The 24828-nt window shown below is 63.3% G+C and carries 23 protein-coding genes; 7 read left to right on the forward strand and 16 right to left on the reverse strand.

What is annotated here, in order from left to right; genetic code table 11:
- Positions 1 to 432, reverse strand: a complete 432-nt coding sequence (locus HMPREF3176_RS08985; RefSeq protein ID WP_016664190.1) for a twin-arginine translocase TatA/TatE family subunit — start codon at positions 430 to 432, stop codon at positions 1 to 3.
- 130 nt (positions 433 to 562) lie between these two features.
- On the opposite strand from HMPREF3176_RS08985, the gene HMPREF3176_RS08990 reads away from it, so the two are divergent.
- The gene (locus HMPREF3176_RS08990) at positions 563 to 1219 is read left to right on the forward strand and encodes an O-methyltransferase (RefSeq protein WP_016664189.1); all 657 of its coding nucleotides are present in this window, start codon (positions 563 to 565) and stop codon (positions 1217 to 1219) included.
- A gap of 42 nt (positions 1220 to 1261) precedes the next feature.
- Here the strand turns inward: HMPREF3176_RS08990 and HMPREF3176_RS08995 are convergent, their stop codons facing one another.
- The 3 genes from HMPREF3176_RS08995 to dapE all read right to left on the reverse strand — a co-directional run bounded on the left by HMPREF3176_RS08995 (position 1262) and on the right by dapE (position 3379).
- Positions 1262 to 1432, reverse strand: coding sequence for a DUF3117 domain-containing protein (locus HMPREF3176_RS08995; protein ID WP_016664188.1), 171 nt, complete (start codon positions 1430 to 1432; stop codon positions 1262 to 1264).
- Between the two features lie 98 nt (positions 1433 to 1530).
- The gene (locus HMPREF3176_RS09000; RefSeq protein WP_040386885.1) at positions 1531 to 2277 is read right to left on the reverse strand and encodes an LOG family protein; all 747 of its coding nucleotides are present in this window, start codon (positions 2275 to 2277) and stop codon (positions 1531 to 1533) included.
- 10 nt (positions 2278 to 2287) lie between these two features.
- On the reverse strand, positions 2288 to 3379 hold the full coding sequence (gene dapE, locus HMPREF3176_RS09005; RefSeq protein ID WP_070435257.1) for a succinyl-diaminopimelate desuccinylase: 1092 nt from the start codon (positions 3377 to 3379) through the stop codon (positions 2288 to 2290).
- 69 nt (positions 3380 to 3448) lie between these two features.
- Between dapE and dapD the strand changes: the two genes are divergently transcribed.
- On the forward strand, positions 3449 to 4399 hold the full coding sequence (gene dapD, locus HMPREF3176_RS09010; RefSeq protein ID WP_070435256.1) for a 2,3,4,5-tetrahydropyridine-2,6-dicarboxylate N-succinyltransferase: 951 nt from the start codon (positions 3449 to 3451) through the stop codon (positions 4397 to 4399).
- Positions 4400 to 4401: 2 nt separating this feature from the next.
- Positions 4402 to 5328: a hypothetical protein gene (locus HMPREF3176_RS09015; protein WP_016664184.1), complete on the forward strand. Its 927-nt coding sequence runs from the start codon at positions 4402 to 4404 to the stop codon at positions 5326 to 5328.
- 19 nt (positions 5329 to 5347) lie between these two features.
- Here the strand turns inward: HMPREF3176_RS09015 and HMPREF3176_RS09020 are convergent, their stop codons facing one another.
- The 11 genes from HMPREF3176_RS09020 to typA form a co-directional block, all read right to left on the reverse strand.
- Complete coding sequence (locus HMPREF3176_RS09020; protein ID WP_016664183.1) at positions 5348 to 6697, reverse strand: citrate synthase; 1350 nt, start codon at positions 6695 to 6697, stop codon at positions 5348 to 5350.
- 30 nt (positions 6698 to 6727) lie between these two features.
- Positions 6728 to 7879, reverse strand: coding sequence for a succinyldiaminopimelate transaminase (dapC, locus tag HMPREF3176_RS09025; protein ID WP_016664182.1), 1152 nt, complete (start codon positions 7877 to 7879; stop codon positions 6728 to 6730).
- 31 nt (positions 7880 to 7910) lie between these two features.
- Positions 7911 to 8744, reverse strand: coding sequence for an inositol monophosphatase family protein (locus tag HMPREF3176_RS09030; RefSeq protein WP_070435255.1), 834 nt, complete (start codon positions 8742 to 8744; stop codon positions 7911 to 7913).
- Positions 8741 to 9544 carry a glycerophosphodiester phosphodiesterase gene (locus HMPREF3176_RS09035; protein ID WP_083286352.1) on the reverse strand — a complete coding sequence of 268 codons (804 nt, stop codon included), beginning with the start codon at positions 9542 to 9544 and terminating at the stop codon, positions 8741 to 8743. Before HMPREF3176_RS09035 ends, HMPREF3176_RS09030 begins: the two co-directional genes overlap by 4 nt.
- Complete coding sequence (locus HMPREF3176_RS09040) at positions 9541 to 10686, reverse strand: ABC transporter ATP-binding protein (RefSeq protein WP_070459902.1); 1146 nt, start codon at positions 10684 to 10686, stop codon at positions 9541 to 9543. The genes HMPREF3176_RS09035 and HMPREF3176_RS09040 overlap by 4 nt, the downstream gene beginning before the upstream one ends.
- Positions 10683 to 11483, reverse strand: coding sequence for an ABC transporter permease (locus HMPREF3176_RS09045; RefSeq protein ID WP_061211198.1), 801 nt, complete (start codon positions 11481 to 11483; stop codon positions 10683 to 10685). The genes HMPREF3176_RS09040 and HMPREF3176_RS09045 overlap by 4 nt, the downstream gene beginning before the upstream one ends.
- A 1-nt stretch (position 11484) precedes the next feature.
- Complete coding sequence (locus HMPREF3176_RS09050; protein WP_065247500.1) at positions 11485 to 12378, reverse strand: ABC transporter permease; 894 nt, start codon at positions 12376 to 12378, stop codon at positions 11485 to 11487.
- 9 nt (positions 12379 to 12387) lie between these two features.
- The gene (locus HMPREF3176_RS09055) at positions 12388 to 13572 is read right to left on the reverse strand and encodes an extracellular solute-binding protein (protein ID WP_070435253.1); all 1185 of its coding nucleotides are present in this window, start codon (positions 13570 to 13572) and stop codon (positions 12388 to 12390) included.
- 233 nt (positions 13573 to 13805) lie between these two features.
- Positions 13806 to 14138: a ferredoxin gene (gene fdxA, locus HMPREF3176_RS09060; RefSeq protein ID WP_016664175.1), complete on the reverse strand. Its 333-nt coding sequence runs from the start codon at positions 14136 to 14138 to the stop codon at positions 13806 to 13808.
- Positions 14135 to 14611, reverse strand: a complete 477-nt coding sequence (locus HMPREF3176_RS09065; RefSeq protein ID WP_070459905.1) for a hypothetical protein — start codon at positions 14609 to 14611, stop codon at positions 14135 to 14137. The genes fdxA and HMPREF3176_RS09065 overlap by 4 nt, the downstream gene beginning before the upstream one ends.
- A gap of 14 nt (positions 14612 to 14625) precedes the next feature.
- Positions 14626 to 16542: a translational GTPase TypA gene (gene typA / locus HMPREF3176_RS09070; protein WP_016664173.1), complete on the reverse strand. Its 1917-nt coding sequence runs from the start codon at positions 16540 to 16542 to the stop codon at positions 14626 to 14628.
- 177 nt (positions 16543 to 16719) lie between these two features.
- Here typA and pgi point away from each other — a divergent pair, with 177 nt between their 5' ends.
- The 4 genes from pgi (at position 16720) to HMPREF3176_RS09090 (ending at position 22773) form a co-directional block, all read left to right on the forward strand.
- On the forward strand, positions 16720 to 18411 hold the full coding sequence (gene pgi, locus HMPREF3176_RS09075; protein WP_070459907.1) for a glucose-6-phosphate isomerase: 1692 nt from the start codon (positions 16720 to 16722) through the stop codon (positions 18409 to 18411).
- A 196-nt stretch (positions 18412 to 18607) separates the two neighbouring features.
- Positions 18608 to 19642, forward strand: coding sequence for a 6-phosphofructokinase (locus tag HMPREF3176_RS09080; protein ID WP_016664171.1), 1035 nt, complete (start codon positions 18608 to 18610; stop codon positions 19640 to 19642).
- Between the two features lie 50 nt (positions 19643 to 19692).
- Positions 19693 to 20466: a ZIP family metal transporter gene (locus HMPREF3176_RS09085; RefSeq protein WP_065247494.1), complete on the forward strand. Its 774-nt coding sequence runs from the start codon at positions 19693 to 19695 to the stop codon at positions 20464 to 20466.
- A 72-nt stretch (positions 20467 to 20538) separates the two neighbouring features.
- Positions 20539 to 22773 (forward strand): NADP-dependent isocitrate dehydrogenase, encoded by a 2235-nt coding sequence (locus HMPREF3176_RS09090; protein ID WP_070459910.1) that lies wholly within the window; start codon positions 20539 to 20541, stop codon positions 22771 to 22773.
- A 20-nt stretch (positions 22774 to 22793) separates the two neighbouring features.
- Here HMPREF3176_RS09090 and HMPREF3176_RS09095 read toward each other — a convergent pair whose 3' ends face one another.
- Positions 22794 to 24704: a potassium transporter Kup gene (locus HMPREF3176_RS09095; RefSeq protein ID WP_070459913.1), complete on the reverse strand. Its 1911-nt coding sequence runs from the start codon at positions 24702 to 24704 to the stop codon at positions 22794 to 22796.
- Positions 24705 to 24828: the final 124 nt, after the last annotated feature.

Raw genomic sequence — 24828 nt, forward strand, 5'->3', positions numbered from 1 at the left:
TCAGGTTGCCTCGGGGTCGAACGGGGTCCCTTCGGGCTCCTGGGCCGCCTTGGAACCAGCCGCGCTGCCGGAGCCTTTCGCTGCCGCGCCGACACTCGCCACCGCTGCCGATGTGGCGCTCGTAGAACTCTTCACCGCATCGCGAAAATCGTTGACGTCGTCCTCGAGGCCGGTCGAATCCCACGCATCGCGAATGATTTTGCGCGGATCGTATTGGCGCGGGTCGTACTTCTTGAGATCGTCGACGGCAATGCCCATTTCATCCTCGATCGACGCACGGGAGTTATCCGCCCATTTACGCAGATCGCGCACCCAGTGGATGACCTTGCGGGTGTATTCGGGAAGGCGCTGCGGGCCGATCAGGATCGTGAAGAGCAGGATGATGATGAGCAGTTCCCATCCCCCAAAAGTGAGGAAGACATCTGAACCCATCGACGTGCCTGCCTTGTCTCGTTCCGCTCAAAATGGTGCTCCGCCATTATTGCACGCACAAGTGGGAAACTCGCGCGGCGTGGCCTAAGCTTGAGTGCCACGAAATTCACGGCAAAGAGGGAGAGTGCACATGGCAACGGGCAAGTTGGCGAGCTGGGCGCTCAGCGAGCAATTCCTCGATGAGGAGCGGCTGTTTGCCGCCCCCGGGGTGTGTGAGCGGGCGCGCGAGCGCGGCAGCGCGATAGGCCTTGCGCCGGTTCTTGCGGGCTCGGCCGCACACGCGCGTAGCGTCGTCGCGATGCTCGGGGCACGGGCGATCGTGCAGGTGGGTGCTGGGGCGGGTGCGCTTAGCCTCTACCTCGCGAGTGCGATGGGTTCCGACGCCACCCTCACCGCAATCGATCCTGAGCCGGAAAACGTGCGGCTCGTGCGCAAGGCCTGTGCTGAGGCCCAGATCCCGGAGGCGCGCGTGCGCACGATTAACGCGCAGCCGCTCGACGTGTTTACGCGCCTCACGCGCGGCGCCTACGACATGATCGTCGTGAATGCGAGCGAGCCAAGGCTCGGCGCTCTCGTGGAGGGGGCGCTCGACATTATTCGCCTCGGTGGGGCACTGGTCATTATGAACGTCATGCACCACGATCGTCTCGGCGATTCGTCAGCGAATGACCCGGAGACGGCCCACATTCGGGAGGTCGTTGCCGATCTTAAGGAGCGAGACAATCTCGTGCTCGCGCTGTCACCCGCGGGGGACGGGGTGCTGACAGCAGTCAAGGCGAGGCTGTGAGGGAATAACCCCCACAGCCTCTAGGCAATTCAGGAGATGAGGTTAGGCGGGAACAACCGTGTTGAGGGCGTCGCGCAGCTCGCGCGCCTCATCCGCCGAAATTTCTACGACGAGACGACCGCCGCCCTCGAGCGGTACTCGCATGATGAGGCTCCGGCTCTCTTCGGCCACTTCGAGGGGGCCGTCGCCTGTACGAGGCTTCATCGCTGCCATGATCGTTCGCCCTTTCTCTGGCAATGGATCTGTCGTCCCTATTCTTTCACTTTGATCCGCCGATTCCTGGGAGGGCATAGAAAGCGCGAGGTAAACGGCTACTTCATATCGCGTTTGAGGACCTCGATAACCTCGTCGGCCGTGTCAACGATATTGATGAGATCGGTGTCGCCGGGAGAAATGTAGCCGTACTCTTCCTGGACGGTTTGCTCGAGCCAGGCGACAAGCCCGCTCCAGTAATCGCGGCCCACGAGAATAAGCGGAAACTTCTTGATCTTGTGCGTCTGGATGAGGCACAGCGCCTCGAAAAGCTCATCGAATGTGCCGAAGCCTCCCGGGAAGGCCACGAACGCCTGCGAGTACTTCACAAAGCAGGTTTTGCGCGTGAAAAAGTATCGAAAGTTCACGCCGAGCTCGACGTATTCGTTCATGCCCTGCTCAAACGGTAGCTCGATGCCAAGGCCCACGCTCGTTGTTCCTGCTTCAATCGCGCCGTGGTTGCCGGCCTCCATGATTCCGGGACCGCCGCCCGTAATGATGGCGAGCCCCATCTCGCCGATGCGCCTGGCCACCTCGCGTGCAAGCGCGTAGTGCGGGTGATCAGCTTTCGTGCGTGCGCTGCCGAAGAGCGCGACAGCGGGCCCGAGTTCGGCGAGCGCGCCGAAGCCCTCAACGAACTCCGACTGAATGCGCATGACCCGCCACGGATCGGTGTGAACCCAATCGCCCTCGCCCGCGTTCTGGAGAAGACGCTGGTCCGTGGTCTCGGTGGGGCGCTGTTTACCGCGCAGGAAAACGGGGCCCTTGCGGTAGTCGCTCAGTGGTCCGTGAAAGTGCTTTTTCATGATTTCCACGTTAGCTCAGGAACCGTTCAAGAGACCTGTAACAGTGGGTGAGGGCAGCCGTCGGAATGTATTCCCCATCCGTGTGGGCCAGAAGCGGGTCTCCCGGGCCAAAGTTGACGGCTGGCGTGCCGAGTGCACTGAAGCGCGCCACGTCGGTCCATCCCTGCTTCGCTTCCACGCTCACCCCATCGCCAAGGGCCGCGAGAAAGTCCCGGGCTGCGGGCCGTGTGAGGCCGGGCAGGGCGCCGCCCGAGGAGTCCGTGACCTCAAACTCGAGGTCGAGCCCAGCAAACACCTCTTCGATATGAGCGAGCGCCTCCGCTTCGCTCGTGCTCGGCGCGAAGCGATAGTTCACGAGTATTTCGGCCCGGTCGGGAATCACGTTCGTTGCGATGCCGCCCTCGATTGCCACCGCATTGAGGCATTCGCGGTACAGGAGACCGTCGATTTCCACGTCCTTCGGCTCGTAGTCCGCAAGCCGCGACAGCGCACCGGAAAGAGCGTGGATCGCGTTCTTCCCAATCCATGCGCGACCCGAATGAGCCGCGATGCCCCGCGCGGTAAGTCGCACCCGCATCGTGCCTTTGCAGCCTGCCTCCACTCCCCCGTTCGACGGCTCACCGAGAATCGCAAAATCGGCTTCGAGAAGCTCGGGGCGTTCGCGCGCGATACGCGTGAGCGAGTTGAGGCTTGCCTCCACTTCCTCGTGGTCATAGAAGATCCACGTGAGATCGTGACGAGGCGACGCGAGAGAGCACGCGAGCGCAAGGAACACGGCGACTCCCCCCTTCATGTCGCACGCACCGCGGCCGATGAGCCGCTCCTGCCCGTCCACGACCTGCACGCACGAAGGAAGATTGCCTGCGACGGGAACGGTATCGAGGTGGCCGGCGAGAATGACGCGCTCGGCGCGCCCGAGGTGGGTGCGCGCGATGACGGTGTCGCCATCGCGAATAACCTCGAGGTGCTCGCACGCACGAAGCGTCGCCTCGACCCTGTCGGCAAGGAGAGTTTCGTTACCCGAAATCGACTCGGTATCGACGATTGCACGCGTGAGCTCGGTCAGGCCCGCATCGAGGGGCAGCGGTGTCGTGTTCATCATGCACACAAGCGTAGAGGTTTTCGGCGCGCTCCAACGAAATCCGAAGAGGCGCGCTATAGCCTGTGAGCCATGACTGAGAACAAAAGCGCATGGGGCATCGGCCTCGCAACCATCGCGGACAATGGGACGACCCTTGACACGTGGTACCCCGCACCCGAACTGGGCTGTGCCCCCGATGACCTCGCCAACCATCCTCTCGCCGTCGCCCTCGCAAAGGCCGCGCGAGACGATGCCGCACGCGGCACCCGTCAGGAAGTCGTCACACGAGCCATTTCCCTGGCAGAGGCGCCGCGCGATGCGTCCGATGCGTACTTGCGCCTCCATCTACTCTCCCATCGCCTCGTAAAGCCGAACGAGCAAAACCTCGACGGTCTGTTCGGCGCGCTCACGAATGTTGTGTGGACCTCGGAAGGGCCGTGCGCCGTGGACGGCTTCGAAGAGACGCGCCTGCGCCTCATCAGTGAAGGCCGGCGCCCCACGGTCTACTCGATCGATAAATTCCCCCGCATGGTCGACTACGTGGTTCCCGACGGCGTCCGCATCGGCGATGGCGACCGATTGCGCCTCGGCGCTCACCTCGCGAGCGGCACAACCGTCATGCACGAAGGCTTCGTGAACTTCAACGCGGGCACCCTTGGCACCTCGATGATCGAGGGGCGCATCTCGCAAGGTGTCGTCGTGGGCGATGGCTCCGACATCGGTGGTGGCGCCTCGACCATGGGCACCCTTTCGGGCGGCGGGACGGAGCGCGTGAGCGTCGGAGAGCGCTCGCTCGTTGGAGCAGAAGCAGGCGTCGGCATCGCCCTCGGCGACGACTGCATCGTTGAGGCCGGGCTGTATGTCACCGCGGGCACGAAGGTCACCCTCATCAACGGCGAGAATCGTTCCGTCGTCAAGGCTCGCGACCTCTCCGGGGTGCCGAGTCTCCTGTTCCGCCGTAACTCGCAATCGGGCGCCGTCGAGGCCGTCTCGCGCTCGAACAAGCGCGTTGAGCTGAACTCCGACCTTCACGCGAACTAATCATGGCCAAACGCCCCGCGCTGTCTCGCGTGGTCATCCCGCTCACGCTCCTTGCGGTTTTTCTCGCGGTCGTGGGCGGGAGCTTCGCCGCGCTCACTCTCTTTGACGGCGGCCAGCGCACGGGCCGCTGCACCGCGAGTGGGCTCTCGACATCGCATTCGTACTCGACCGAGCAAACCCTCAATGCCGCCACGATCAGTGCGGTCTCGATCGACATGGGACTGCCCCCTCGCGCCGCGTCGATCGCCCTCGCGACCGCCTACCAGGAGTCGAAGCTTAAAAACATCGACTACGGGGATCGCGATTCGGTAGGGCTCTTCCAGCAACGCCCCTCCCAGGGGTGGGGCACAAAAGAGCAGATCATGGATCCTGTGTTTGCCTCGACGGCCTTTTACGAGAAGCTCGCCAAGGTCAAGGGGTACGAGGACATGGACATCACCGTCGCGGCGCAAAAAGTGCAGCGGTCAGCGTTTCCCGATGCCTACGCCGATCACGAGGTCGAGGGGCGCCTCTTCTCCTCTGCGCTCACCGGCAACAGCGGCCCCGAGCTCGAATGCGACCTCGCCGCCGCTGGAGGTCCAGCGCATCCAGAGAAACTTCGCGAGTCTCTCGCGCGCGAGTTCACCCGGATGAGCGAGTCAGGCGAGGTGAAAAGTTCGCTCGGCGCCGCGGGATCAAACGCGCCTCAGGGGGCGGGTCACACGACCGTGGTCATCAAGACGGCCGACGAAAAGCGCGGCTGGGCGCTCGCGAACTGGGCCGTCGCCCATGCCGCACAGGACAATATCGTGGGCGTCGACTACCGCGGGCACCGTTGGGATCGCTCACGCCACGTCTCCCAGACGTCGTCGCAGTGGGACAGCGACGCAACGGGCGGGGCAAGCGGCGAGGATGACGCGGTCGTGATCTATTTCGCGAAGGGGGCGTGAGGCACGGCCGCAGCCTCGGTTATTTGGCCTTGTTCTCGCGCGCCTTCAGTTCCTCGCGAAGATCGTGGAGCAGGAGCTCCGACGTGCCCGTACGCTCCTCGATCGGAACGTATGCGCGCTCGGCTTCGCCCGTGTAGATCTGCCGCGGCCGCATAATCTTCGTGTCGGGATCGTTGATCGCCTCTTGCCACTGTGCGATCCACCCGGGCAGGCGCCCGATCGCGAACAGCACCGTGAACATGTGCGTGGGAAAACCCATCGCCTTGTAGATGATGCCCGTGTAGAAGTCGATGTTCGGGTAGAGATGGCGTTCAATGAAGTACTCGTCGCGAAGCGCGATCTCCTCAAGCTTCATCGCGAGCTCAAGGCGCTCATCATGGATCCCGAGCCGCTCGAGCACCGTATCGGCAATGCCCTTCACGAACTTCGCACGCGGATCGTAATTCTTATACACCCGGTGCCCGAAGCCCATGAGACGGGTGGAATCATCCTTGCTCTTGACCTTCTCCATGAACACTCGCGGATCCTGACCAGACTTTCGAAGGTCGTCGAGCATGTGCATGACGCGCGTGTTAGCGCCGCCGTGCGCCGGCCCAGACAAGGCCGCAACGCCGGCCGAGATCGAGGAGAAGAGGTCCGCTCCCGCCGAGCCGACGAGGCGCACCGCGGTCGCCGAGCAGTTCTGCTCATGATCGGCGTGGAGAATAAATAGCTGCTCGAGTGCACGCACCACAACCGGGTCCGCCACGAAATCCTCGACGGGAAAAGCGAACATGAGCCTCAGGAAGTTCTGCACGAGGCTCAGCGAGTTATCCGGGTACATGAGCGGCTGCCCGTTTGCGACCCGGTGGGCGTACGCCGCCATCGTGGGCATCTTTGCGAGAAGACGGAACGTCGAAATTCGGACCTGCTCAGGGTCGTTCGGGTCGAGCGAGTCCTGATAGAAGGTCGACAGCGCACTCACGCCCGCTTGGAGCACGGCCATGGGGGCGGCATCGCGCGGAAGGGCGATGAACACGCGCTTGAGGTTCTCGTCGAGAAGAGTCCGCTGCTCGATCGAGTGCACGAACTGGTCGAGCTGTCCCTTCGTGGGCAGCTCGCCAAAGATCAAGAGGAATGCGACCTCAAGGTAGCTCGAGTGCTCGGCGAGCTGCTCGATCGGGTAGCCGCGGTGCCGGAGAATCCCCGCCTCACCATCGATGAACGTAATGGCCGACGTCGTCGGCGCCGTGTTCATGAGCCCCGGGTCGAACGTCACCGCCCCCGTTTCCTTGCGCAGCCCCGCGATCGAAACACCGAGGTTGCCCTCGGTCGGCTCGACGAGCGGCAGATCCAGGTTTCGGTCATTCACGCTAAAGTGTGCGGTCATCGCGTTCCTTTCGTGTCTGTCGCAACGCTCTTAGCGGGCGGCTCGGAGCCTTTCGGCAGCGCTAGCGATCCGCTCGTCCGTCGCGGTAAGGGAGATGCGCACATGTCGCGCACCCGCCTCGCCGTAAAAGGTACCGGGGGCAGCGAGGATTCCCAATTTTGCAAGGCGCTCAATGCTCGCTTCGCTCGCCTCACCGAATGTCGTCCACAGGTAGAGGCCGGCCTCGGAATGCTCGATTTTTCCGCCGAAAGCTTCGAAAGCGGGTGCGAGAGTCTCACGGCGAGCGCGGTAGGTTTCGCGCTGGCGGGAGGCCGACGCTTCCTCTCCGAGGGCCGCTGCCATGGCGTTTTGAACGGGGCCCGGCACCATGAGCCCGGAATGTTTACGAACCGCGAGCAGCTCGCCGACGAGGGCAGGGTCGCCGGCGACAAAAGCGGCACGGTAACCAGCGAGGTTCGATTGCTTCGAGAGCGAGTAGGCGCACAGCACATTCGTGAGGTCGCCGTCATTCACGCGCTCATCGAGAATCGATGGGGCCTCGTCCACATCCCACGTGAGTGGCGCGTAGCATTCGTCGGAAGCGACGATGATGTCCCTCTCGCGTGCCCATGCAAGGAGGGCACGCAGCTCGCCGATATCGTGCACCGCTCCCGTCGGATTCGACGGCGTATTGAGCCACAGCAGGCGCACCGAGTCGAGGCAGACGTCGGAACCGAGCGCCCCCTCCCCCTCGCGTGCAAGCGCCCGCACATCGAGTGGGACGGGCCGGGCTCCCGCGAGCCGTGCGCCGAGGTCGTAGGTCGGGTAGGCGATATGGGGAAAGGCGACTGCCTCCCCGGTGCCGATGCCGAGCTGGAACGGAAGGTGCGCAACGAGTTCTTTCGAGCCGATCGTGGGAAGCACGCCACTGGCGCTGAGAGCTGAGGGAGCACCGCGGTGTGCGCGACAGAAATCGACGATGGCCTCGCGCAACTGCCCCGTTCCGGCGACCGTCGGGTAGCCGTGCGCATCCGAGGCGGCCACAAGTGCTTCCTGGGCGACGCGGGGCGTTTCATCAACGGGAGTGCCAACCGAGAGATCGACAATCCCATCCGGGTGTCGCTCGGCGAGTGCGCGCGCCGAGGCGAGCGAATCCCACGGAAAGGACGGCAAGGTCGAAAGGAGCGGCGTTCGCGAAGTCATGGTGCTCATCCTACGACCCCAGTGCCAGCTCTTACCGAGCTCGATCGCCTTCGCTCTCAACGGCGCGGCGCCACATACCGTGCAGCTCCGCCGCGATCGCGGGGTGCGCGACCATGATGCCGGTGGACGGGTCAGAAGGAAACAGGGTGTCGTGGCCGTCCCAATCGAGCACCCTCAAACCGGCCTCGTGTGCGATGAGCATGGACGCGAGGTGATCCACGGCTCCGAATCGCCCCACGAGCGCACCGTGCCCTCTGCCGACCGCAGGCCCCACGAGCGACAGGGTTCCCGAACCCATGATCCGGCTCGTCACATCGATCTCGCCCAGAGAGCGGATAAATTCCGCCTGGCCCTCGAAGAATGTCGCCCCGAGAAGCTCGGTGAGAACGACAGAGCCGGGCAAAGTGGACCGGTGTTCGACTGAGATGGGGCCACCGCGGTGCATGGCTCCGCGCCCCCGAATCGCCGAAAAGACCTCTTTCGTGCGCGGGTCTGCGACGACACCAACGACGGGGCCGTCCTCATCACACATGGCGAGGGAGAACGAAAACCAGGAGATGCCGTGCGCGTAGTTCGTGGTGCCGTCGATGGGATCGCAATACCACGTGTACTCAACCCCGGCGCTGTCCTCGAACTCTTCCCCGACGAAGGCGTGCGTCGGAAATTCTTCCGCAATGGTCCGGCGTACCCAGAGCTCGATCCCCAGGTCAATATCCGTCACGAAATCAGCGGCGTTCTTTTTTGTCGCAAACATCGAAACGTTCGAGGATGTCGAGCGGATCATCGCCCATGTGGCAAGTGACTGTGCAAGCTCGTGCGCGCGCGTCAACACATCGCGCCCTCGTCCCACGTGATCGGCGCTCATGCTCCCCGCACCTCCGCGTTCTGGTTAAGGACGCGCAGGAGGTCGCCCGCACGGTTGGACGTCACGGCCTCAACGCCCATCGCCGCAAGCGCCCTTGCAGTCTCGGCATCGTCAACGGTCCAGCAGGTGGTACGAAGCCCGAGGGCACGTGCAGCGCTCACGGTCGTGGGCGAGCAGACGCCAAAGTGGGGGTTCCACGAGTAAGGCTCGAGCTCCTCGACGAGGGCGGGATCCGGAACACCATCGAGCGGGTAGGTCATACGCAAACGTGCCGTGGGAAGGACCTCGCGCACGGCACGCATGGCGGTGACTCCCCCCGTGAACTCCGCCCGTGCCGCTGCCGCGCGACGCTCATCCGAGTGGTCCCCCTCTCCCGAGGCAATCGCCCGGATCCGCGAGGCGCTCACGCGCGCAATCTCCTGCTCCGCGCCGTCAGACTCACCCGGAAAATCGAGAAGAAGCACAGCATCGCCCACGGCGTCGAGAGCACGCTCGAGCGTGGGGACTCCCCGCTCAAAGCCGTGGTCATTTGCGCACGTGCCATGCTCAGCCGGCTCACGGGCTTCAAGCGCGCTCACCGAGAGCTCAGCGGGACTGGCCGTGCACTCCCACAAGCGCTCGAGCGTGGAGTCGTGCAGAAGAATGGGCTCCCCTTCGGCGCTGAGCCTCAGATCGACCTCGACAACCTCGAGCCCCTCGGCTGCCGCGTGTGCGATCGCTTGGAGAGTGTTCTCAACGTGGGCGACGGGATCGCCACGATGTGCAACGAGCTGCACAGGACTCATCATTTCTCCGTTCATGCTGCTGACTGCTCCCCGGTAGGTCCGGCAGGCGAGGTAGCCGCGTCGACGAGAACACCATCGCGATACACCAGCGCTTCGGTGATGCGCACCCCCACCTCATCGTCAACGCGCAAGTCGTCGGCCTTCGCGAGCGAGCGCACACGAATGGCGCCGACCCGCACGACGAGGTCGCTGAGGTGGCCCTTTGGGGTGATGCGCTCAATGGTGCCCTTGAGCTGGACGGCGCGGGGATCGCCAATCACGACGTTCTCGGGGCGAATACCGCATTCGGCATGTTCGGCCGCTCCGGTCACGAGGTCAATCGGCAGCGGCTCGAGACCTTCGACGTAGATGCGACCGGAACCGTCGGCACGGCGCTCCACTCGCCCTTTCACGAAGGACATCGTCCCGATGAAACCCGCGACAAACCGCGTCGCCGGTCGGCGATACAGAGTCGTTGGATCAGTCAGCTGTTCGATCCGGCCGCCGTTCATGACGGCGATGCGATCAGCAACGGCGAGCGCCTCCTCCTGATCGTGCGTCACAAAGACGCTCGTCATGCCAAGTTCCTGCTGGATACGACGAATCTCTTCGCGAACCTGGACGCGAAGTTTCGCGTCGAGGTTCGAAAGCGGCTCATCGAGAAGCAAGAGCGAGGGGTTTTGGACGAGCGCACGCGCGAGAGCAACGCGCTGCTGCTCGCCGCCCGACAGCCGCGCCGGTCGGCGCCCGGCCTTCTCCTCGAGTCCGACGAGCGCGAGGGCCTCACGCACGCGTGCGGTGCGCTCGTCGCGTGGGACCTTGGCAACCTTGAGCGGGAATGCCACGTTCTTTTCGACGCTCATGTGGGGCCAGAGCGCGTAGTTCTGGAACACCATCGCCGAGGGCCGGCGCTCCGGAGGCAGCGACGTCACATCACGCTCACCCACGGTGATCCGCCCCGCATCCGGCGTGAGGAACCCACCGATCATCCGCAAAGTCGTCGTTTTCCCGCATCCCGAAGGGCCGAGCAAACAGACCATCTCTCCCTTCCCGATCGCGAGATCAAGATCTTTGATGATGCTCTTGCCACCGAGCGTGATGCTGACGGAGCTAAGCGTGAGCGGCTCGGGAGAGAACCGGCGAGCGGTTCGGGCAGCTTTCGATGCGGACTGTGTCATCGGATTTGGAAACCTTCTGCGAGAGCCCCACCCATGATGTGCTTCCTTACGAGAAGAAGAAGCACAACGGAGGGGACGGTGAGCATGATGGAAAAAACGGCCGCGACCTGTTCCGGCGAGTTGAGAACGAGCGTGTAGAGCTCGGTCGGCATCGTGGAATAACTGGGGGCACCAACGAGGTAGGTGGCCTGAGCTTCGTCCCACGACGCGAGGAAAGCCATGATGAGGGCGACGAAATACCCCGGGGCGGCAAGTGGAAGCGTGACGCTCACGAAAGTCCTGAGCCATCCGGCGCCGCTATCGCGCGCGGCATCTTCGAGCCTGCGCGGTACCGCCGCAAACGAGGCGGCAGGAATCCACGTAAGAAAAACAACCTGACCGAGCATGTGCGCGATCGTGACACCCGGAATGGTCTCCATGAGGTTGAAGGCGTAGTACAAAGCCGCAATGCTCACAAAAAGCCCCATTTTCGGGAACGCATTCGTTGCGAACAGGCCAAGGAGCATCACCGTGCGCCCCGGGAACTGCATGCGCCCAAAGGCGTAGGCAGCGGGCATACAGATGAGAGCCGTGAGCGTCGTCGATAGGACGGCGAACATGAGCGAATTGAGGATCGAGGTGACGAACTTCGGAGTACCGAAAACCTTTCCCCACCAGTCAAAGGTGAGCCCGGCCGGAAGGAGGTTCGGCACGCGCCACTCGGTCGCGAAGGCGTGAAGGGCGAGCCACACGATCGGCCCGGCCACGAAGAGCAGCAACGCAAGCGCGGCAAGCCCCGACGCAATTTTCCTGGGCATATCAGGTCATCTCTTCTTTTGCTTGTCGGTAATTGGCCCAGACGTAAAGAACCCCAATCAGCGCAGCGAGCGCAAACACGACAATGGCCATGACAACTGATTGCTGCGGCTCTCCGTACGTGTTGAAGTGTTTCGTCATACTGACGCCGAGCATGGTCGGCGCGGAGGGGCCCGTGAGCCACGGAACAGTGAACGACCCGACGTTCCCAATCGCGGTAAAGGTCATAGCGATGACCGTGGGCACGAACGCCATCGGTGCCACGACGTCCTTCACAATGCGGATCGTTCCCGCACCTGCATCCCGAGCGGCATCAATCAGGGCATCAGGCACCGATTGAACCCCCGACGACACCATGAGGACCGCAAACGGAAGCGAGGACCACACCTGAGTCATGAGCACGAGGGTCGACGTGAACGCAATTTGAGGTGGGCTCGCCACGCCAAGACTCCGCATCACTGAGCCAAAGAAACCGTCGGCCGCCCAGAACCGAATCATGGCCCACGCCCCGATTACTCCCGGGATAAACATCGGGATGACGGCGAAAGCGGGAAGCATGCGGGTGATGCCCGACGGCCGCAGCCGCATCGCGAGAGCCACGAGCCACGCAAGGGCCGTGACGATCACGGTGGTGAGAATTGAAATGCTCACCGTCACCCGCAAATCCGAGAGAAATCGCGGGTTCGAAAAGACCTCGCGATACGCGTCGAGAGTCGGAGCCCATGACTGCGTCTCGTGCGTGTTCTTACCGATCATCGCGATCGTCGTGTTCAACCCGCCCGTGTACCCGAGGCTCAAGCCGAAGGCATTGATGACGGGAAAGCCGATGAAAACGATGATGAGGAGGATCGGTGGGCTCGCGAGGAGCACACCGATCCATGATTGCCTCGATGCCACGCTTGCTCCCTAGGCGGTCGGAACCTTCTGGTCCCAGAGCTTGGCTTTGTTGTCTTCGTGGTCGCCAAAGTAGCCCTGGCCGAGGTTCTGCGTGTCGATGCCGTCGAATTTCTTTTGAATCTCCTCGGGCATGTCCTCGAGCGGGATGATCGGGTAACCCGCCATTGTCGTGGAGATGATCTGCTGCCCCTCGGGGGAGAGCGCGAATTTCGCGAGCGCGAGCGCGGCAGGCTTGTTCTTCGAGTTCTTCGGGATCCCGAGGAACGATGCGCCGCCTGCGAACGGCGGATTCGAGATCTGCGTCGCCTTGACCCGTTCCGGGATCTTCCCGGACTCGCGACCGGAAATGAACTGATCGGACCACACCGGGATCATCGCGACCTCGCCGTTGACCAAAAGCTCAATGCTCTGCTCGTTGCCGTTCGGGTAGGTGCCCTGGCCGTACGTGAACTTACCGATGCGCTTGAGCTCTTCCCAGCCCTTGTCCCAGTGCTTTTCGTCGGCCTCGTCGTAGCTCGTCGTCATACGCTCGCGGACGTCCTTCGGGATGTACAGGTCGAGCACACTCGTCACGAAGGCCGAGCCTGAGCCGCCCGTCGAAGGAGAGTTGTAGGCGAACTTGCCGGGGTTCTGTTCGATCCAGGTCAGAAGCTCCTTGAGAGTCTTCGGAGGGGTGGCGACTTGCTCCGTGTCGTACGCGAGGAGCACGGAGGAGGCTCGGTAGGGGAAGGCTTGTCCAAGTCCTTGGGCAAGCGCTTCCTGGGGAACATCGCCGAGGGCGGGAATCTCTTTGGCGCTCACGTTGAGCAGAAGTTTCGCGTCTGCCGCGTCCGTCACCCAGCCGTCATCGATGAAGTCCATGCCCGAATCGCCGTCGCCGGCAGCGGACAAGCGCGCGAGCGATTGCTGGGAGCGTTCGGAGTGCAGATCGTGGTCAACCTTGATCGTGACCTTCGGGTATTTCTTCGTGAAGGCCGGCCCAAGCCCGTCCTGCCATAGGTCGCGCACGTTGGTGTCGCCGCCCGCGTGGATGCGAAGGGTCCCTTCGACCTCACCCGTCACATCGGCTGCCGACTCACCTCCCTTGTCGGAGGCTCCTGAAGAGTTTTTCGAGGCTGGCGCACATGCTGTCGCGAGGCCCGCGAAGCTAAGGGCAGCACCACCAAACAGAAGTGAACGTCGATTGAGGGACATTGCGTGGCCTTTCCACTGGCGCGCAAGGGGCGCATCGATTTGGACGACGCCTCGAGGTTAAGCGCGCCGATGCCCCCGCTACGCCCGTCCCCCGCCCACGCTCGCGAAAGGTCGTCAAGAGTTCACGCAGTGGTCATGAAAGACCCCGTTTAAAACGGGCTTTGCTAGCCGAACTTGGGCCTTCTGTTACTTGATGCTCACCTGCAGGCCACGTGGACTTTTGCTTCGAGGTTTTAGCCTTCGAGCGGGTTTTCCTGTGGGGGAAGTTTCTCGATGACCTCGTGGTCAAACGACTGCGGACCCAGCTTCGCCGCACCACCGGGGCTTCCGAGCTCGTCGAAGAACTCGACATTCGCGCGGTAGTACTCGCTCCACTGATCGGGCAGGTCGTCCTCGTAGTAGATCGCTTCGACGGGGCACACGGGTTCGCACGCACCGCAATCGACGCATTCGTCCGGCTGAATGTACAGCGAACGCTCGCCTTCGTAGATGCAGTCGACGGGGCATTCGTCGACGCAGGCGCGGTCTTTGACATCAACGCACGGGAGGGCGATGACGTAGGTCATGGCTTCACAATCCTTTCTTCGCGCTGGTTCGCGCGCGCGATGTTTCTGATTTGGATGGCCCACACGATAGCGACACCCACGAGGGGCACGATCACGCCGAGGAACTGGGCGACCCAGCCCTGCCACTGCGCTTCGCCGGCAATCTGTGCTGGAACGAGCAGCCCTCCCCCGAGCGACGTGCCCGAAAAGTACACGGCCACGAGTGTGAAGGCGAGAGCATCGATGAACAGTGGGAGCTTGCGCCCGCTAAGCGCGACCAGCATGCAGGTTGCGACGACCTCGTACGCGCAACCAAACAGGAGCCCCCACGGCACGGACACGCCTTGAACGGTCGAGCGCATACGGTGCGTCCCAATCACGACAAGGCCGCCGAGCACCCCCCCGATCGCGCCGACAACGATCTCGGTCGCGCGCGAGGTGGGCCTCGTACCGTCGACGAAAATGACGCCTTCGTTGGGGTCCTTTTGACTCATTGTCTCGCCCTCGATTACGAGTTGCGGGCTCGAGCGCGAGCGCGCGCACGTTCGGTGGGGTCGAGGACGACCTTACGGATGCGCACGATTTCGGGGGTGACCTCGACACATTCGTCCTCGGCGGCGAATTCGAGCGACTCCTCGAGCGTGAGCTTGCGCGGCGGGATGAGATTCTCGAACGCGTCTGCCGTGGCCGAGCGCATGTTCGTGAGCTTCTTTTCCTTCGTGATGTTCACGTCCATGTCTTCATTGCGGGAGTTTTCGCCGACGACCTGCCCCATGTACACCTCGGAGGTGGGTTCGACGAAGAACGAGCCGCGTTCTTGGAGGTTGATCATCGCATACGGCGTGACAGCTCCCGCGCGGTCGGCCACGAGGGAGCCCGTGTTGCGGAATTCAATGGGGCCCATCCAGGGCTCGAAGCCTTCGGCGAGCGAGGAGGCGATGCCGGTACCGCGCGTTTCGGTCAAGAAGCGCGAGCGGAAACCAATGAGGCCGCGCGCGGGAACGAGGAATTCCATGCGCACCCAGCCCGAACCGTGGTTGTTCATGGTTTCCATGCGCCCCTTGCGGGAGGCCATGAGCTGCGTGATTGTTCCGAGGTATTCCTCGGGAACGTCGATCGTCATACGCTCGATCGGTTCGCACGTGACGCCGTCGATCTCGCGGGTCAGCACCTGCGGCTTCCCCACGGTCAGTTCGAAGCCTTCGCGACGCATCTGTTCAACGAGAATCGCGAGAGCGAGCTCGCCGCGGCCCTGAACCTCCCATGCGTCTGGGCGATCAGTGGGCAGAACCTTGAGGGACACGTTGCCGACGAGCTCGGCATCGAGGCGGTCCTTGACCTGGCGGGCGGTGAGCTTGTGGCCCTTGACCTTGCCGGCGATCGGCGAGGTGTTGATGCCGATCGTCATCGAGATCGCGGGGTCGTCCACGGTGATGAGTGGGAGCGGACGAGGATCGTTGAGGTCGGTGAGGGTTTCGCCGATCATGATGTCGGGGATACCCGCAACGGCCACGATGTCGCCGGGGCGCGCCGTGCGCGTCATCTGCTCGCGTGTGAGCCCCTTCGTTTCGAGAAGTTCGGTGACCTTCACGCTCTTGATATCGCCGTGGCGGGTCGCCCACGCGACCTGCTGGCCCTTCTTGAGCTCGCCGTTCTCGATGCGCAAGAGCGCGAGACGGCCGAGGAACGGCGAAGCATCGAGGTTCGTGACGTGTGCCTGCAGCGGCATGTCGTCGTCATATTCGGGAGCGGGGATCGATTCGAGAATCGTCTTGAAGAGCGGTTCGACCGTTTCGGAATCGGGAAGCTCGCCGTCTGCGGGCTTGTTCGCGCTCGCACGCCCAGCTTTGCCGGAGGCGTAGATCACGGGGACGTCGAGCAGTGCGTCGAAGTCGATCTCGGCGTTGTCTTGCGAGAGGTCCTCAGCGAGGCCGAGAAGGAGATCCGTTGTTTCGTTGACGACCGCGTCGATGCGGGCGTCGGGACGATCAACCTTGTTCACGACGATGATCACGGGAAGGCTCGCGGCAAGAGCTTTGCGCAGAACGAATCGGGTCTGCGGGAGCGGCCCCTCGGACGCGTCCACGAGCAGCACGACGCCGTCGACCATGGACAGGCCGCGCTCTACCTCGCCGCCGAAGTCGGCGTGCCCGGGGGTGTCGATCACGTTGATCGTAATGCCCTCGGGGTGCCCGATCTCGGCTGCCGTCGGCCCCGAATAGTGGATCGCGGTGTTCTTCGCGAGGATGGTGATGCCCTTTTCGCGCTCGAGGTCACCGGAGTCCATCGCACGCTCGTCAACTTTGTCGCGTTCGCCGAACGCGCCGCCCTGGCGGAGCATGGCGTCCACGAGGGTCGTTTTGCCGTGATCGACGTGGGCGACGATCGCGACGTTTCGAAGATCGGAGCGGTGCTGAATGGTCATAGGAGCCTTATCTGTTCGGGATCGGCGGAAGTCTCGTGAGGTGTGGGGGTCCGACGCTTGCCTGGCCCACGCGCGCCCGATTCATGGTAACGCGTCCGGGCCCCTTATCGGCTGCGTGAGCCTTCTCGCGTGACGAATAGAAATCTGCCTCACAGGGTGAGGGATCACAATGGAAACATGAGTGAAAACAGCAATCTCTCCCCCGCCCCCGTTGATCCGACGACTACCGAGGCCTGGCAACGCCTCGAAGAGCACGACGGCATGCTCGACAAAGGCCTGCGCGAAGCGTTCGCCGAAGATCCCGATCGCGCCAAGAAGCTGAGTTTTGAGGCGGCGGATCTGTTCGTTGATCTCTCGAAGAACCTTGTATCCGAAGAAACCGTCGGACTCCTTCTCGATCTCGCAAACGAGACGGGCGTGTGCAAGCGCCGCAACGACATGTTCACGGGCGCGCACATCAACACGACCGAGGACCGCGCCGTTTTACACACCGCGCTTCGACGCCCGAAGGGGGCATCCCCCGCCCTCGACGTCGACGGCCAGAATGTCGATGCCGATGTGCGCGAGGTCCTCGAACGCATCTATGAGTTTGCGAATAAGGTTCGCAGCGGCGAGTGGACCGGCGTTACGGGTAAGAAGATCGAGACCGTCATCAACGTTGGCATCGGCGGCTCCGACCTCGGCCCCGTGATGGTGTACGAGGCACTGCGCCCGCTCGCGGATGCGGGGATTGAGGCACGCTTCATCTCGAACATTGATCCGACCGACGTGGGCGAGACGACGCGCGACCTCGATCCCGAAACAACCCTCGTGATCGTCGCGTCGAAGACGTTCACGACGCTCGAAACGATCACGAATGCGAAGCTCGTGCGCGCGTGGCTGCTCGACGGCCTGCACGCCGCGGGCGTCGCTGAATCACAGGATGCCGAAGCCGTCGCGAAGCACTTCGTGGCCGTCTCGACCGCACTCGACAAGGTCGAGGAATTCGGTATTGACCCGGCCAACGCCTTCGGGTTCTGGAGCTGGGTGGGCGGTCGCTACTCGGTCGATTCGGCGATCGGCACGATCCTCGCCGTCGTGTTCGGCCCCGAGGCCTTCGAAGAGTTCCTCGGCGGTTTCCACGCGATGGACGAGCATTTCCGCACAGCAGCTCCCGAGGAAAACGTGCCTTTGCTCATGGGGCTCGTGAACGTGTGGAACGTGAACTTCCTCGGCGCCGAGACTCACGCGGTTCTTCCCTACAGCCAATTCCTTCATCGCTTCCCCGCCTACCTCCAGCAGCTCACGATGGAGTCCAACGGCAAGTCCGTGTGTTACGACGGCTCAGCCGTGACTGCGGAGACCGGCGAGATCTTCTGGGGCGAGCCCGGCACGAATGGTCAGCACGCCTTCTACCAGCTCATCCACCAGGGTACGCGCCTCATTCCCGCGGATTTCATTGCGTTTGCTAATCCCACCTACGCACTCAAGGACGGCGATACCGACGTCCATGAGCTCTTCCTCGCGAACTTCTTCGCGCAGACCAAAGCGCTCGCCTTCGGCAAGACCGCAGAGGAAGTTGAGGCCGAGGGGACGACCGGCGCGCTTGTTCCCGCACGCGTGTTCTCAGGCGACCGTCCGACCACCTCGATCATGGCGAGCGCTCTCACTCCGAGCGTCCTCGGCCAGCTGATCGCGCTGTACGAGCACATCACCTTCGTGCAGGGCGCAGTGTGGGGCATCAACAGCTTCGATCAGTGGGGCGTTGAGCTCGGCAAGCAGCTCGCGAAGCAGTTGACGAGCGCCGTCGCGGGCGACGAGTCGGTTCTCGCCGAGCAGGATTCCTCGACGCGTCAGCTCATCGAGTACTACCGCGCGCACCGCGCCTAAATTGCGCGCTTAAGAAAACGGGACCTCGCCGAGGCGGGGTCCCGTTTTCTTTGACAAGTGGGTAACCCCCACAACCCCTATGCAATCCAACGCCGTTGCGGCTCGGCAGTCGGTCCGCCTAGCGGGATTCCCGCGAAGTCCCGCGACTTTGTCTCTAGGATGGACGTGGCGTAAGACATAACCGAAGGAGAGTGGCATGAAGGTCGGCATTCTGACTTCTGGCGGCGACTGCCCGGGACTCAACGCGGTCATCCGCGGAGCTGTCCTCAAGGGAGATTCCATCTACGAAGATGAATTCGTGGGCTACCTCGACGGCTGGAAGGGAGTGCGCGACAACGAATTCATCCCGATCCCTCGACGCCTTGTGCGCGGCATCGGCCGTCAGGGCGGAACGATCCTCGGCACCTCGCGCGTCAACCCCTTCCACGAGGACGGCGGCGGCGCCGAGGGTGTGCGCAAAGTTCTCGAGGACCACGATGTCGACGCCCTCATCGCTATCGGTGGCGACGGAACACTGTTCACGGCCAATCGACTCGCAGAGGCCGGCATCCCCGTGGTCGGCGTCCCGAAAACAGTGGATAACGACCTCGACGCCACGGACTACACGTTCGGTTTCAATACCGCCGTTGATATCGCAACCGAGAACCTCGACCGCTTACGCATGACGGGCAACAGCCACCACCGATGCATGGTCGCCGAGGTCATGGGGCGCAGCGTCGGCTGGATCGCGCTCCACTCGGGTATGGCTGCAGGCGCGCATGTCATCTGCATCCCCGAATTCCCGCTCACGATCGACGAAATCTGCGAGTACGTTGCGCAGCGCGCTGCACGCTCAAAGCGCCGCTCCCCACTCGTCGTCGTCGCCGAGGGGTTCGTTCCGAAAGACGCGCCGGCAGACTTCATGGACTACGAGATGGACGAATTCGGCCGACCGATCCTAGGCGGCGTCGCCCAGCGCCTCGCCCCCTATATCGAAGAAGCCACGGGTATCGAAACCCGCGCGACCGTACTCGGACACATCCAGCGCGGCGGCGAACCGAATGCGTACGACCGCGTGCTCGCGACTCGTTTCGGTATGGCCGCGATCGACCTCGTGCACGAAGGCGGTTTTGGTCGCATGGTCTCGCTACGCGGGACCGACATCGTGAACGAGCCGCTCACCGAGGCAATCGACTCGGTGAAGCGCGTGCCCAGGTCCAGATGGGACGAGGTTCGCGTCCTTTTTGGGTAGGACGCCGCGCATTTGCGCCCCAGTCCTGCTTTTTGATAATAATTCTTAACATGCTGACCGCGCTCGCCCTCACCACAATTGCCGGGCTCGCCACGATCCTCGGCTCTCTCATAGCCTTGAGTGAACGTGCCCGCGAACCGAAAGCCCTAGGCGCAGCTCTCGCGTTCGCCGCAGGTGCGATGCTCACCGTCAGCGCTCTCGAGCTCCTCCCCCACTCGATCGGTGTGCTCGGAGCGGGCACGACCACCCTTTACTGCGTCGCCGGCCTCGTCATTATTGGCGCCCTCGACCTTGCCTCGCGAGCGTGGGAGCGCCGTGCGGTCACGAGCGCTAGGGAGGCGACGCAACCGTCGGACTCCTCACGTGCACGAGCACTTTTGCGCACGGGCCTCATCACGGCTCTCGCACTCACCGCGCACAACATTCCCGAGGGGTTCGCGACGTTTTCGAGCGCACTCCAGGACACCGCGTTCGCACTCCCGCTCGCTGGCGCGATCGCGCTGCACAACATCCCCGAAGGGGTCGCCGTCGCCGCCCCCATCCTCCACGCGACGGGGTCACGAACGAAGGCCATCGCCGCGACAGCGCTCTCGGGGCTGTCCGAACCAGTCGGAGCCCTCGCGCTCTACGGGCTCCTCACCGCCACGGGGCACGCCGCGAACCTCGAATGGGCAAACCCCCTCATCGCAGGGGTGATGATCGCAATCAGCGCGGTCGAGCTCCTCCCCCTCGCCTACACGCACTCTCGGCTCACGCGAACCCTCACGTGGTGTGGCATCGGTGCGCTTGTCATGGCGGCGAGCCTATGGGCGCTCGGCGGCTGAGCACGAGGTTTGCACCCCGCCGCGGCCTGGTACGTTTGAGAAGTTCGTGACCGTCACCGCGAGGAGAAACTGATGTCCGCCATCATGTACACCATCACTGACGAAGCCCCCATGCTTGCGACCGCCTCGCTCCTGCCAATCGTGCGTGGCTTCGCCTCGAAGGCTGGCGTCGACATCGAAACCCGCGATATTTCACTCGCCGCTCGCATCCTCGCCGCATTCGCGGACCGCCTCCTCGAGGACCAACGCGAACGTGATGCACTCGCCGAGCTCGGCGCCCTCGCGCGCACCGCAGAGGCGAACATCATCAAGCTTCCCAACATTTCGGCCTCGGTTCCGCAGCTCAAAGCCGCGATCGCCGAACTTCAGGCACGCGGTTACGACCTCCCCGACTACCCGGATAGCCCCGAAACCGACACCGAACTCGACGTCCGCGCGCGATACGACGCCGTCAAAGGCTCCGCCGTCAATCCGGTGCTCCGCGAAGGCAATTCTGACCGCCGCGCGCCGCGTGCAGTCAAAAACTTCGCGAAGGCCCACCCGCATCGCATGGGCGAGTGGAGTACCCACTCGCGCACCGAGGTCGCCACCATGAGCGAAGGTGACTTCCGCTCGAGCGAACGAAGCTTCGTCGTTCACGGCGACAAAACCTTCCAGATCGTCCATGTCGCCACCGACGGCACCGAAACGATCCTCAAAAACGCCGTGACTGCCGAGGATGGCGACATTATTGACGCAAGTGTCATGAGCATCGGTGCCCTGGAGCAATTCCTCACCGCTCAGATTGAGAGGGCCCGCGAGCGCGACGTTCTGTTCTCGCTCCACCTCAAGGCCACGATGATGAAGGTCAGTGACCCCGTCATCTTCGGTCACGCGGTGCGCGCGTTCTTCCCCGAGGTCTTCACGCGGTTCGGGGCAAAACTCGAGGATGCGGGACTCTCGGCAAACAACGGTCTGGGCGCGATCCTCTCGGGCCTCGAGGCGCTCGATGCCGAGACCGCCGAGGCGATTCGCACGCTTGTGAGTGACCGCCTCGCCGAGGGGCCCGAGCTCGCGATGGTCGACTCGGATCGCGGCATCACGAATCTTCACGTGCCGAGCGACGTCATCGTGGATGCGAGCATGCCCGCGATGATCCGCACGGGCGGAAAAATGTGGGGGTCCGACGGCGCCCCGCACGACACGCTTGCCGTCATTCCCGATAGCTCCTATGCCCCCATCTACCAGGTTGTGATCGACGATTGCCGCCGCCACGGCGCGTTCGATCCGGCGGGCATGGGAACCGTGCCGAACGTCGGCCTCATGGCGCAGAAAGCCGAAGAATACGGCAGCCACGACAAAACTTTCATCGCCCCCGCAGACGGGCGAATCGAGATCCGCTCGACATGCGGGTGCCACGACGCGGCGCTGACATCGCACACCGTCCAGGCCGGCGATATTTTCCGCGCATGCCACACGAAGGACGCACCCGTGCGCGACTGGGTCGCGCTCGCTGTGCGTCGCGCGCGCCTTAGCGAAACGCCCGCCTTCTTCTGGCTTGACCCCGAGCGGGCACACGATCGCGAAATTGCGACGAAGGTCGAGCGCGTGCTCGCCGACGAGGACACCGACGGCCTGGACATCCGCGTGCTCAGCCCCGTCGAGGCCATGAGGGAGACTCTCGCGCGAACGCGCGATGGACTCGACACGATCTCGGTCACCGGCAACGTGCTGCGCGATTACCTGACCGACCTCTTCCCCATCATGGAGCTCGGCACCAGCGCCAAGATGCTCTCGGTTGTTCCCCTCATGGCGGGCGGCGGGCTTTTCGAGACGGGAGCAGGCGGCTCCGCTCCGAAACACGTCCAGCAGCTCGTGACGGAAAACTACCTGCGGTGGGATTCCCTCGGGGAATTCCTCGCGCTCGCCGAATCGCTGCGGCATCTTGCGCGTCGCGACGACAACCACGATGCCGAGGTCCTCGCGGATACGCTCGAGCGCGCAACCGAAACGTTGCTCACCGAAGGCAAATCACCCGAACGCCGCCTCGGCGGCACCGACAATCGAGGCTCGCACTTCTTCCTCGCACTGTACTGGGCGCGTGAGCTCGCTTCACAAAGCGACAGCAGTGCGCTCGCGCGCACGTTTACGCCCGTCGCGAGCGAGCTTGATCAATCCGCCGCTGACATCGAGCGCGAGCTCCTCGCGGTTCAGGGCACGAAGGCTGAGATCGGTGGCTATTACCGGCCCGACCCTGAATCGACAGCAGCGGTCATGCGCCCCTCGGCCACGTTCAACGCGATCATCGACCAGCTCGCGGCGCGCTAACGCGCCCGCCTCCGGCTTCTCTAGAAGCGCAGGTCGGTCTCGACGCCCATCGAACGCGCGACCGGCAAGTGGAAGTGGTCGCTTGCGCGTGCCTGGTTCTTGAACATCACGCGGAACACTTTCTTCGCGACGAGCGTCAGGAACGTCGCAGGCGCAAGCACAAGGTTGGCGCGCGCTGTCACGAACCACGTGGACTTCAGACGCTGATTGCTCCAACGCTCGCTCGTGTCGGGGCATGAGGCGAGAAGACGCATCGCTTTCGGCACATCCAGGTGTTCCTTGAAGCCGAAGTGGACGTTCACGCATTCGACGCCGTCGGGCACGCCCGGGACGTCCAGGACCTTGATGCGGTCTTCCGCGTTCACGCGTGGAACAGGCTCGGTCGTCACCTCGGCAATCACGACGCGCGAGTGGATGGCGCGATTCACGCGCGTTTGCGTGAGAAGCGCGAGCGGCGGCGTATGGACATCCTGGTGGAGGTACACGACGGTTCCCGGGAGCTTTTGGAGCTGCTTCTTTTCCGTGCGCGCCACGAATTCCTCCCACGTTCCGCACAGGTCCCGGCGGCGCTCACGAAGGCGATCGGCGCCGAAGCGCCACACGTGCATCGTCGCAATGCACAGCGCCGATACTACGAGGGGAATCCACCCTCCCGTGAACACTTTCGCGGCGTTGGCCGCAAACAGGAAGAGCTCGGCGCTCGCAAAGAACGCGGCCACGACGACGACCTTCCACAGTGCCCACTTTCGCACGTGGCGAAGGTAGAGGAACAGGAGAGCAGTCGAGAGGAGGAACGATCCCGACACGGCGATGCCGTACGCACTCGAGAGCCCCTGCGAGGAGCGGAAGGCGAGGATGAGCACGAGTGCCCCCACGCACAGTAGCCAGTTCACACCGGGCACATACACCTGCCCCTTGTGTTCGCTCGTGTACGTATGCGATAGGCGCGGAAGTAGACCGAGGCGCTGCGCCTGCATCGACACGCTGAATGCCCCCGCAATCACGGCCTGTGAGGCGATGATCGTCGCGAGAGTCGCGAGGATGACGACTGGAAACTGCAGCGAGTGAGGCACAAGATCGTAGAACGGGTGGCTCGCGTTGCGTTCGCGAAGTACGAGCGCACCCTGCCCCAGATAGTTCAGTGCGAGGCACGGAAAGACGAGCACGAACCACGCCCTCGCGATCGGCCCTCGGCCAAAGTGCCCCATATCCGCATACAGTGCCTCGGCGCCCGTCACCGTCAGCACAACAGCGCCGAGCGCGAAAAATGCCAAGAGCGGTTCCGTCACGATAAAGCCGAGAGCGTGATGCGGAGAAAGCGCCCCGATGATTTCCGGAGTCTTCACGATTGACAGCACGCCGAAGGTCGCGATCACAAGGAACCACACGATCATGACGGGCCCGAACGCGCGTCCCACGACGCCCGTTCCCCACCGCTGAATACTAAAGAGGGCAAGCACGAGCACGAGCGCGATTGGCACGACGAGCGGGCCGAGGGCGGGAGAGGCCTCTTCCAAACCTTCCACAGCCGACAGGATCGAGATGGCCGGGGTGATGAGCGAATCGCCGTAAAACAAACCCGCCGCACACATCCCGAGCACCATTACCGCGCCGAGCAGACCTCGCGTGCGCGCGCTCGACAGGACGGATGTCAGAAGCGCCGTGAGCGAGAGCTCGCCGCCCTCACCGTCGTTATCGGCACGAAGGAGCACACCTATGTACTTGATGGAGACCGTGAAGGTGACTGCCCACAGCACGAGGGACAACGCGCCAAAAATATGTTGGGGATCAGGGGGAAGCGGGTGGCCGTCGGCCTCTGTGAAGAGCGCTTGGAATGCGTAAATCGGCGATGTGCCGATGTCTCCGAAAACAACGCCGAGGGCGGCGACGGACAGTGCAAAAATACCTTGTGAACGGGCGTGAGTTGTCATCACGACCGACGAGTCTAACCTGGCCCCATGAGTCAAGAAACCGTTAAGGCTGTCTCGTGGCTCACGAATCCGTAAGGCCGTACAGCGGCTATCAGCCCCACATACGAAAGCGCCCCGGCACACA

The organism is Dermabacter sp. HMSC08H10, assembly GCF_001807585.1.
Classification (GTDB): Bacteria; Actinomycetota; Actinomycetes; order Actinomycetales; family Dermabacteraceae; genus Dermabacter; species Dermabacter hominis.

Coding starts and splice junctions, on each gene's coding strand:
- fdxA (WP_016664175.1), bottom strand. CDS start 14,138: ATGACCTACGTCATCGCCCTCCCGTGCGTTGATGTCAAAGACCGCGCC.
- HMPREF3176_RS09045 (WP_061211198.1), bottom strand. CDS start 11,483: ATGCCCAGGAAAATTGCGTCGGGGCTTGCCGCGCTTGCGTTGCTGCTC.
- HMPREF3176_RS09065 (WP_070459905.1), bottom strand. CDS start 14,611: ATGAGTCAAAAGGACCCCAACGAAGGCGTCATTTTCGTCGACGGTACG.
- dapC (WP_016664182.1), bottom strand. CDS start 7,879: ATGACTTCGCGAACGCCGCTCCTTTCGACCTTGCCGTCCTTTCCGTGG.
- HMPREF3176_RS09090 (WP_070459910.1), top strand. CDS start 20,539: ATGTCCGCCATCATGTACACCATCACTGACGAAGCCCCCATGCTTGCG.
- HMPREF3176_RS08995 (WP_016664188.1), bottom strand. CDS start 1,432: ATGGCAGCGATGAAGCCTCGTACAGGCGACGGCCCCCTCGAAGTGGCC.
- HMPREF3176_RS09015 (WP_016664184.1), top strand. CDS start 4,402: ATGGCCAAACGCCCCGCGCTGTCTCGCGTGGTCATCCCGCTCACGCTC.
- pgi (WP_070459907.1), top strand. CDS start 16,720: ATGAGTGAAAACAGCAATCTCTCCCCCGCCCCCGTTGATCCGACGACT.
- HMPREF3176_RS09000 (WP_040386885.1), bottom strand. CDS start 2,277: ATGAAAAAGCACTTTCACGGACCACTGAGCGACTACCGCAAGGGCCCC.
- HMPREF3176_RS09030 (WP_070435255.1), bottom strand. CDS start 8,744: ATGAGCGCCGATCACGTGGGACGAGGGCGCGATGTGTTGACGCGCGCG.
- dapE (WP_070435257.1), bottom strand. CDS start 3,379: ATGATGAACACGACACCGCTGCCCCTCGATGCGGGCCTGACCGAGCTC.
- HMPREF3176_RS09035 (WP_083286352.1), bottom strand. CDS start 9,544: ATGAACGGAGAAATGATGAGTCCTGTGCAGCTCGTTGCACATCGTGGC.
- dapD (WP_070435256.1), top strand. CDS start 3,449: ATGACTGAGAACAAAAGCGCATGGGGCATCGGCCTCGCAACCATCGCG.
- HMPREF3176_RS09020 (WP_016664183.1), bottom strand. CDS start 6,697: ATGACCGCACACTTTAGCGTGAATGACCGAAACCTGGATCTGCCGCTC.
- HMPREF3176_RS08985 (WP_016664190.1), bottom strand. CDS start 432: ATGGGTTCAGATGTCTTCCTCACTTTTGGGGGATGGGAACTGCTCATC.
- HMPREF3176_RS08990 (WP_016664189.1), top strand. CDS start 563: ATGGCAACGGGCAAGTTGGCGAGCTGGGCGCTCAGCGAGCAATTCCTC.
- HMPREF3176_RS09095 (WP_070459913.1), bottom strand. CDS start 24,704: ATGACAACTCACGCCCGTTCACAAGGTATTTTTGCACTGTCCGTCGCC.
- HMPREF3176_RS09080 (WP_016664171.1), top strand. CDS start 18,608: ATGAAGGTCGGCATTCTGACTTCTGGCGGCGACTGCCCGGGACTCAAC.
- HMPREF3176_RS09085 (WP_065247494.1), top strand. CDS start 19,693: ATGCTGACCGCGCTCGCCCTCACCACAATTGCCGGGCTCGCCACGATC.
- HMPREF3176_RS09040 (WP_070459902.1), bottom strand. CDS start 10,686: ATGACACAGTCCGCATCGAAAGCTGCCCGAACCGCTCGCCGGTTCTCT.
- typA (WP_016664173.1), bottom strand. CDS start 16,542: ATGACCATTCAGCACCGCTCCGATCTTCGAAACGTCGCGATCGTCGCC.
- HMPREF3176_RS09055 (WP_070435253.1), bottom strand. CDS start 13,572: ATGTCCCTCAATCGACGTTCACTTCTGTTTGGTGGTGCTGCCCTTAGC.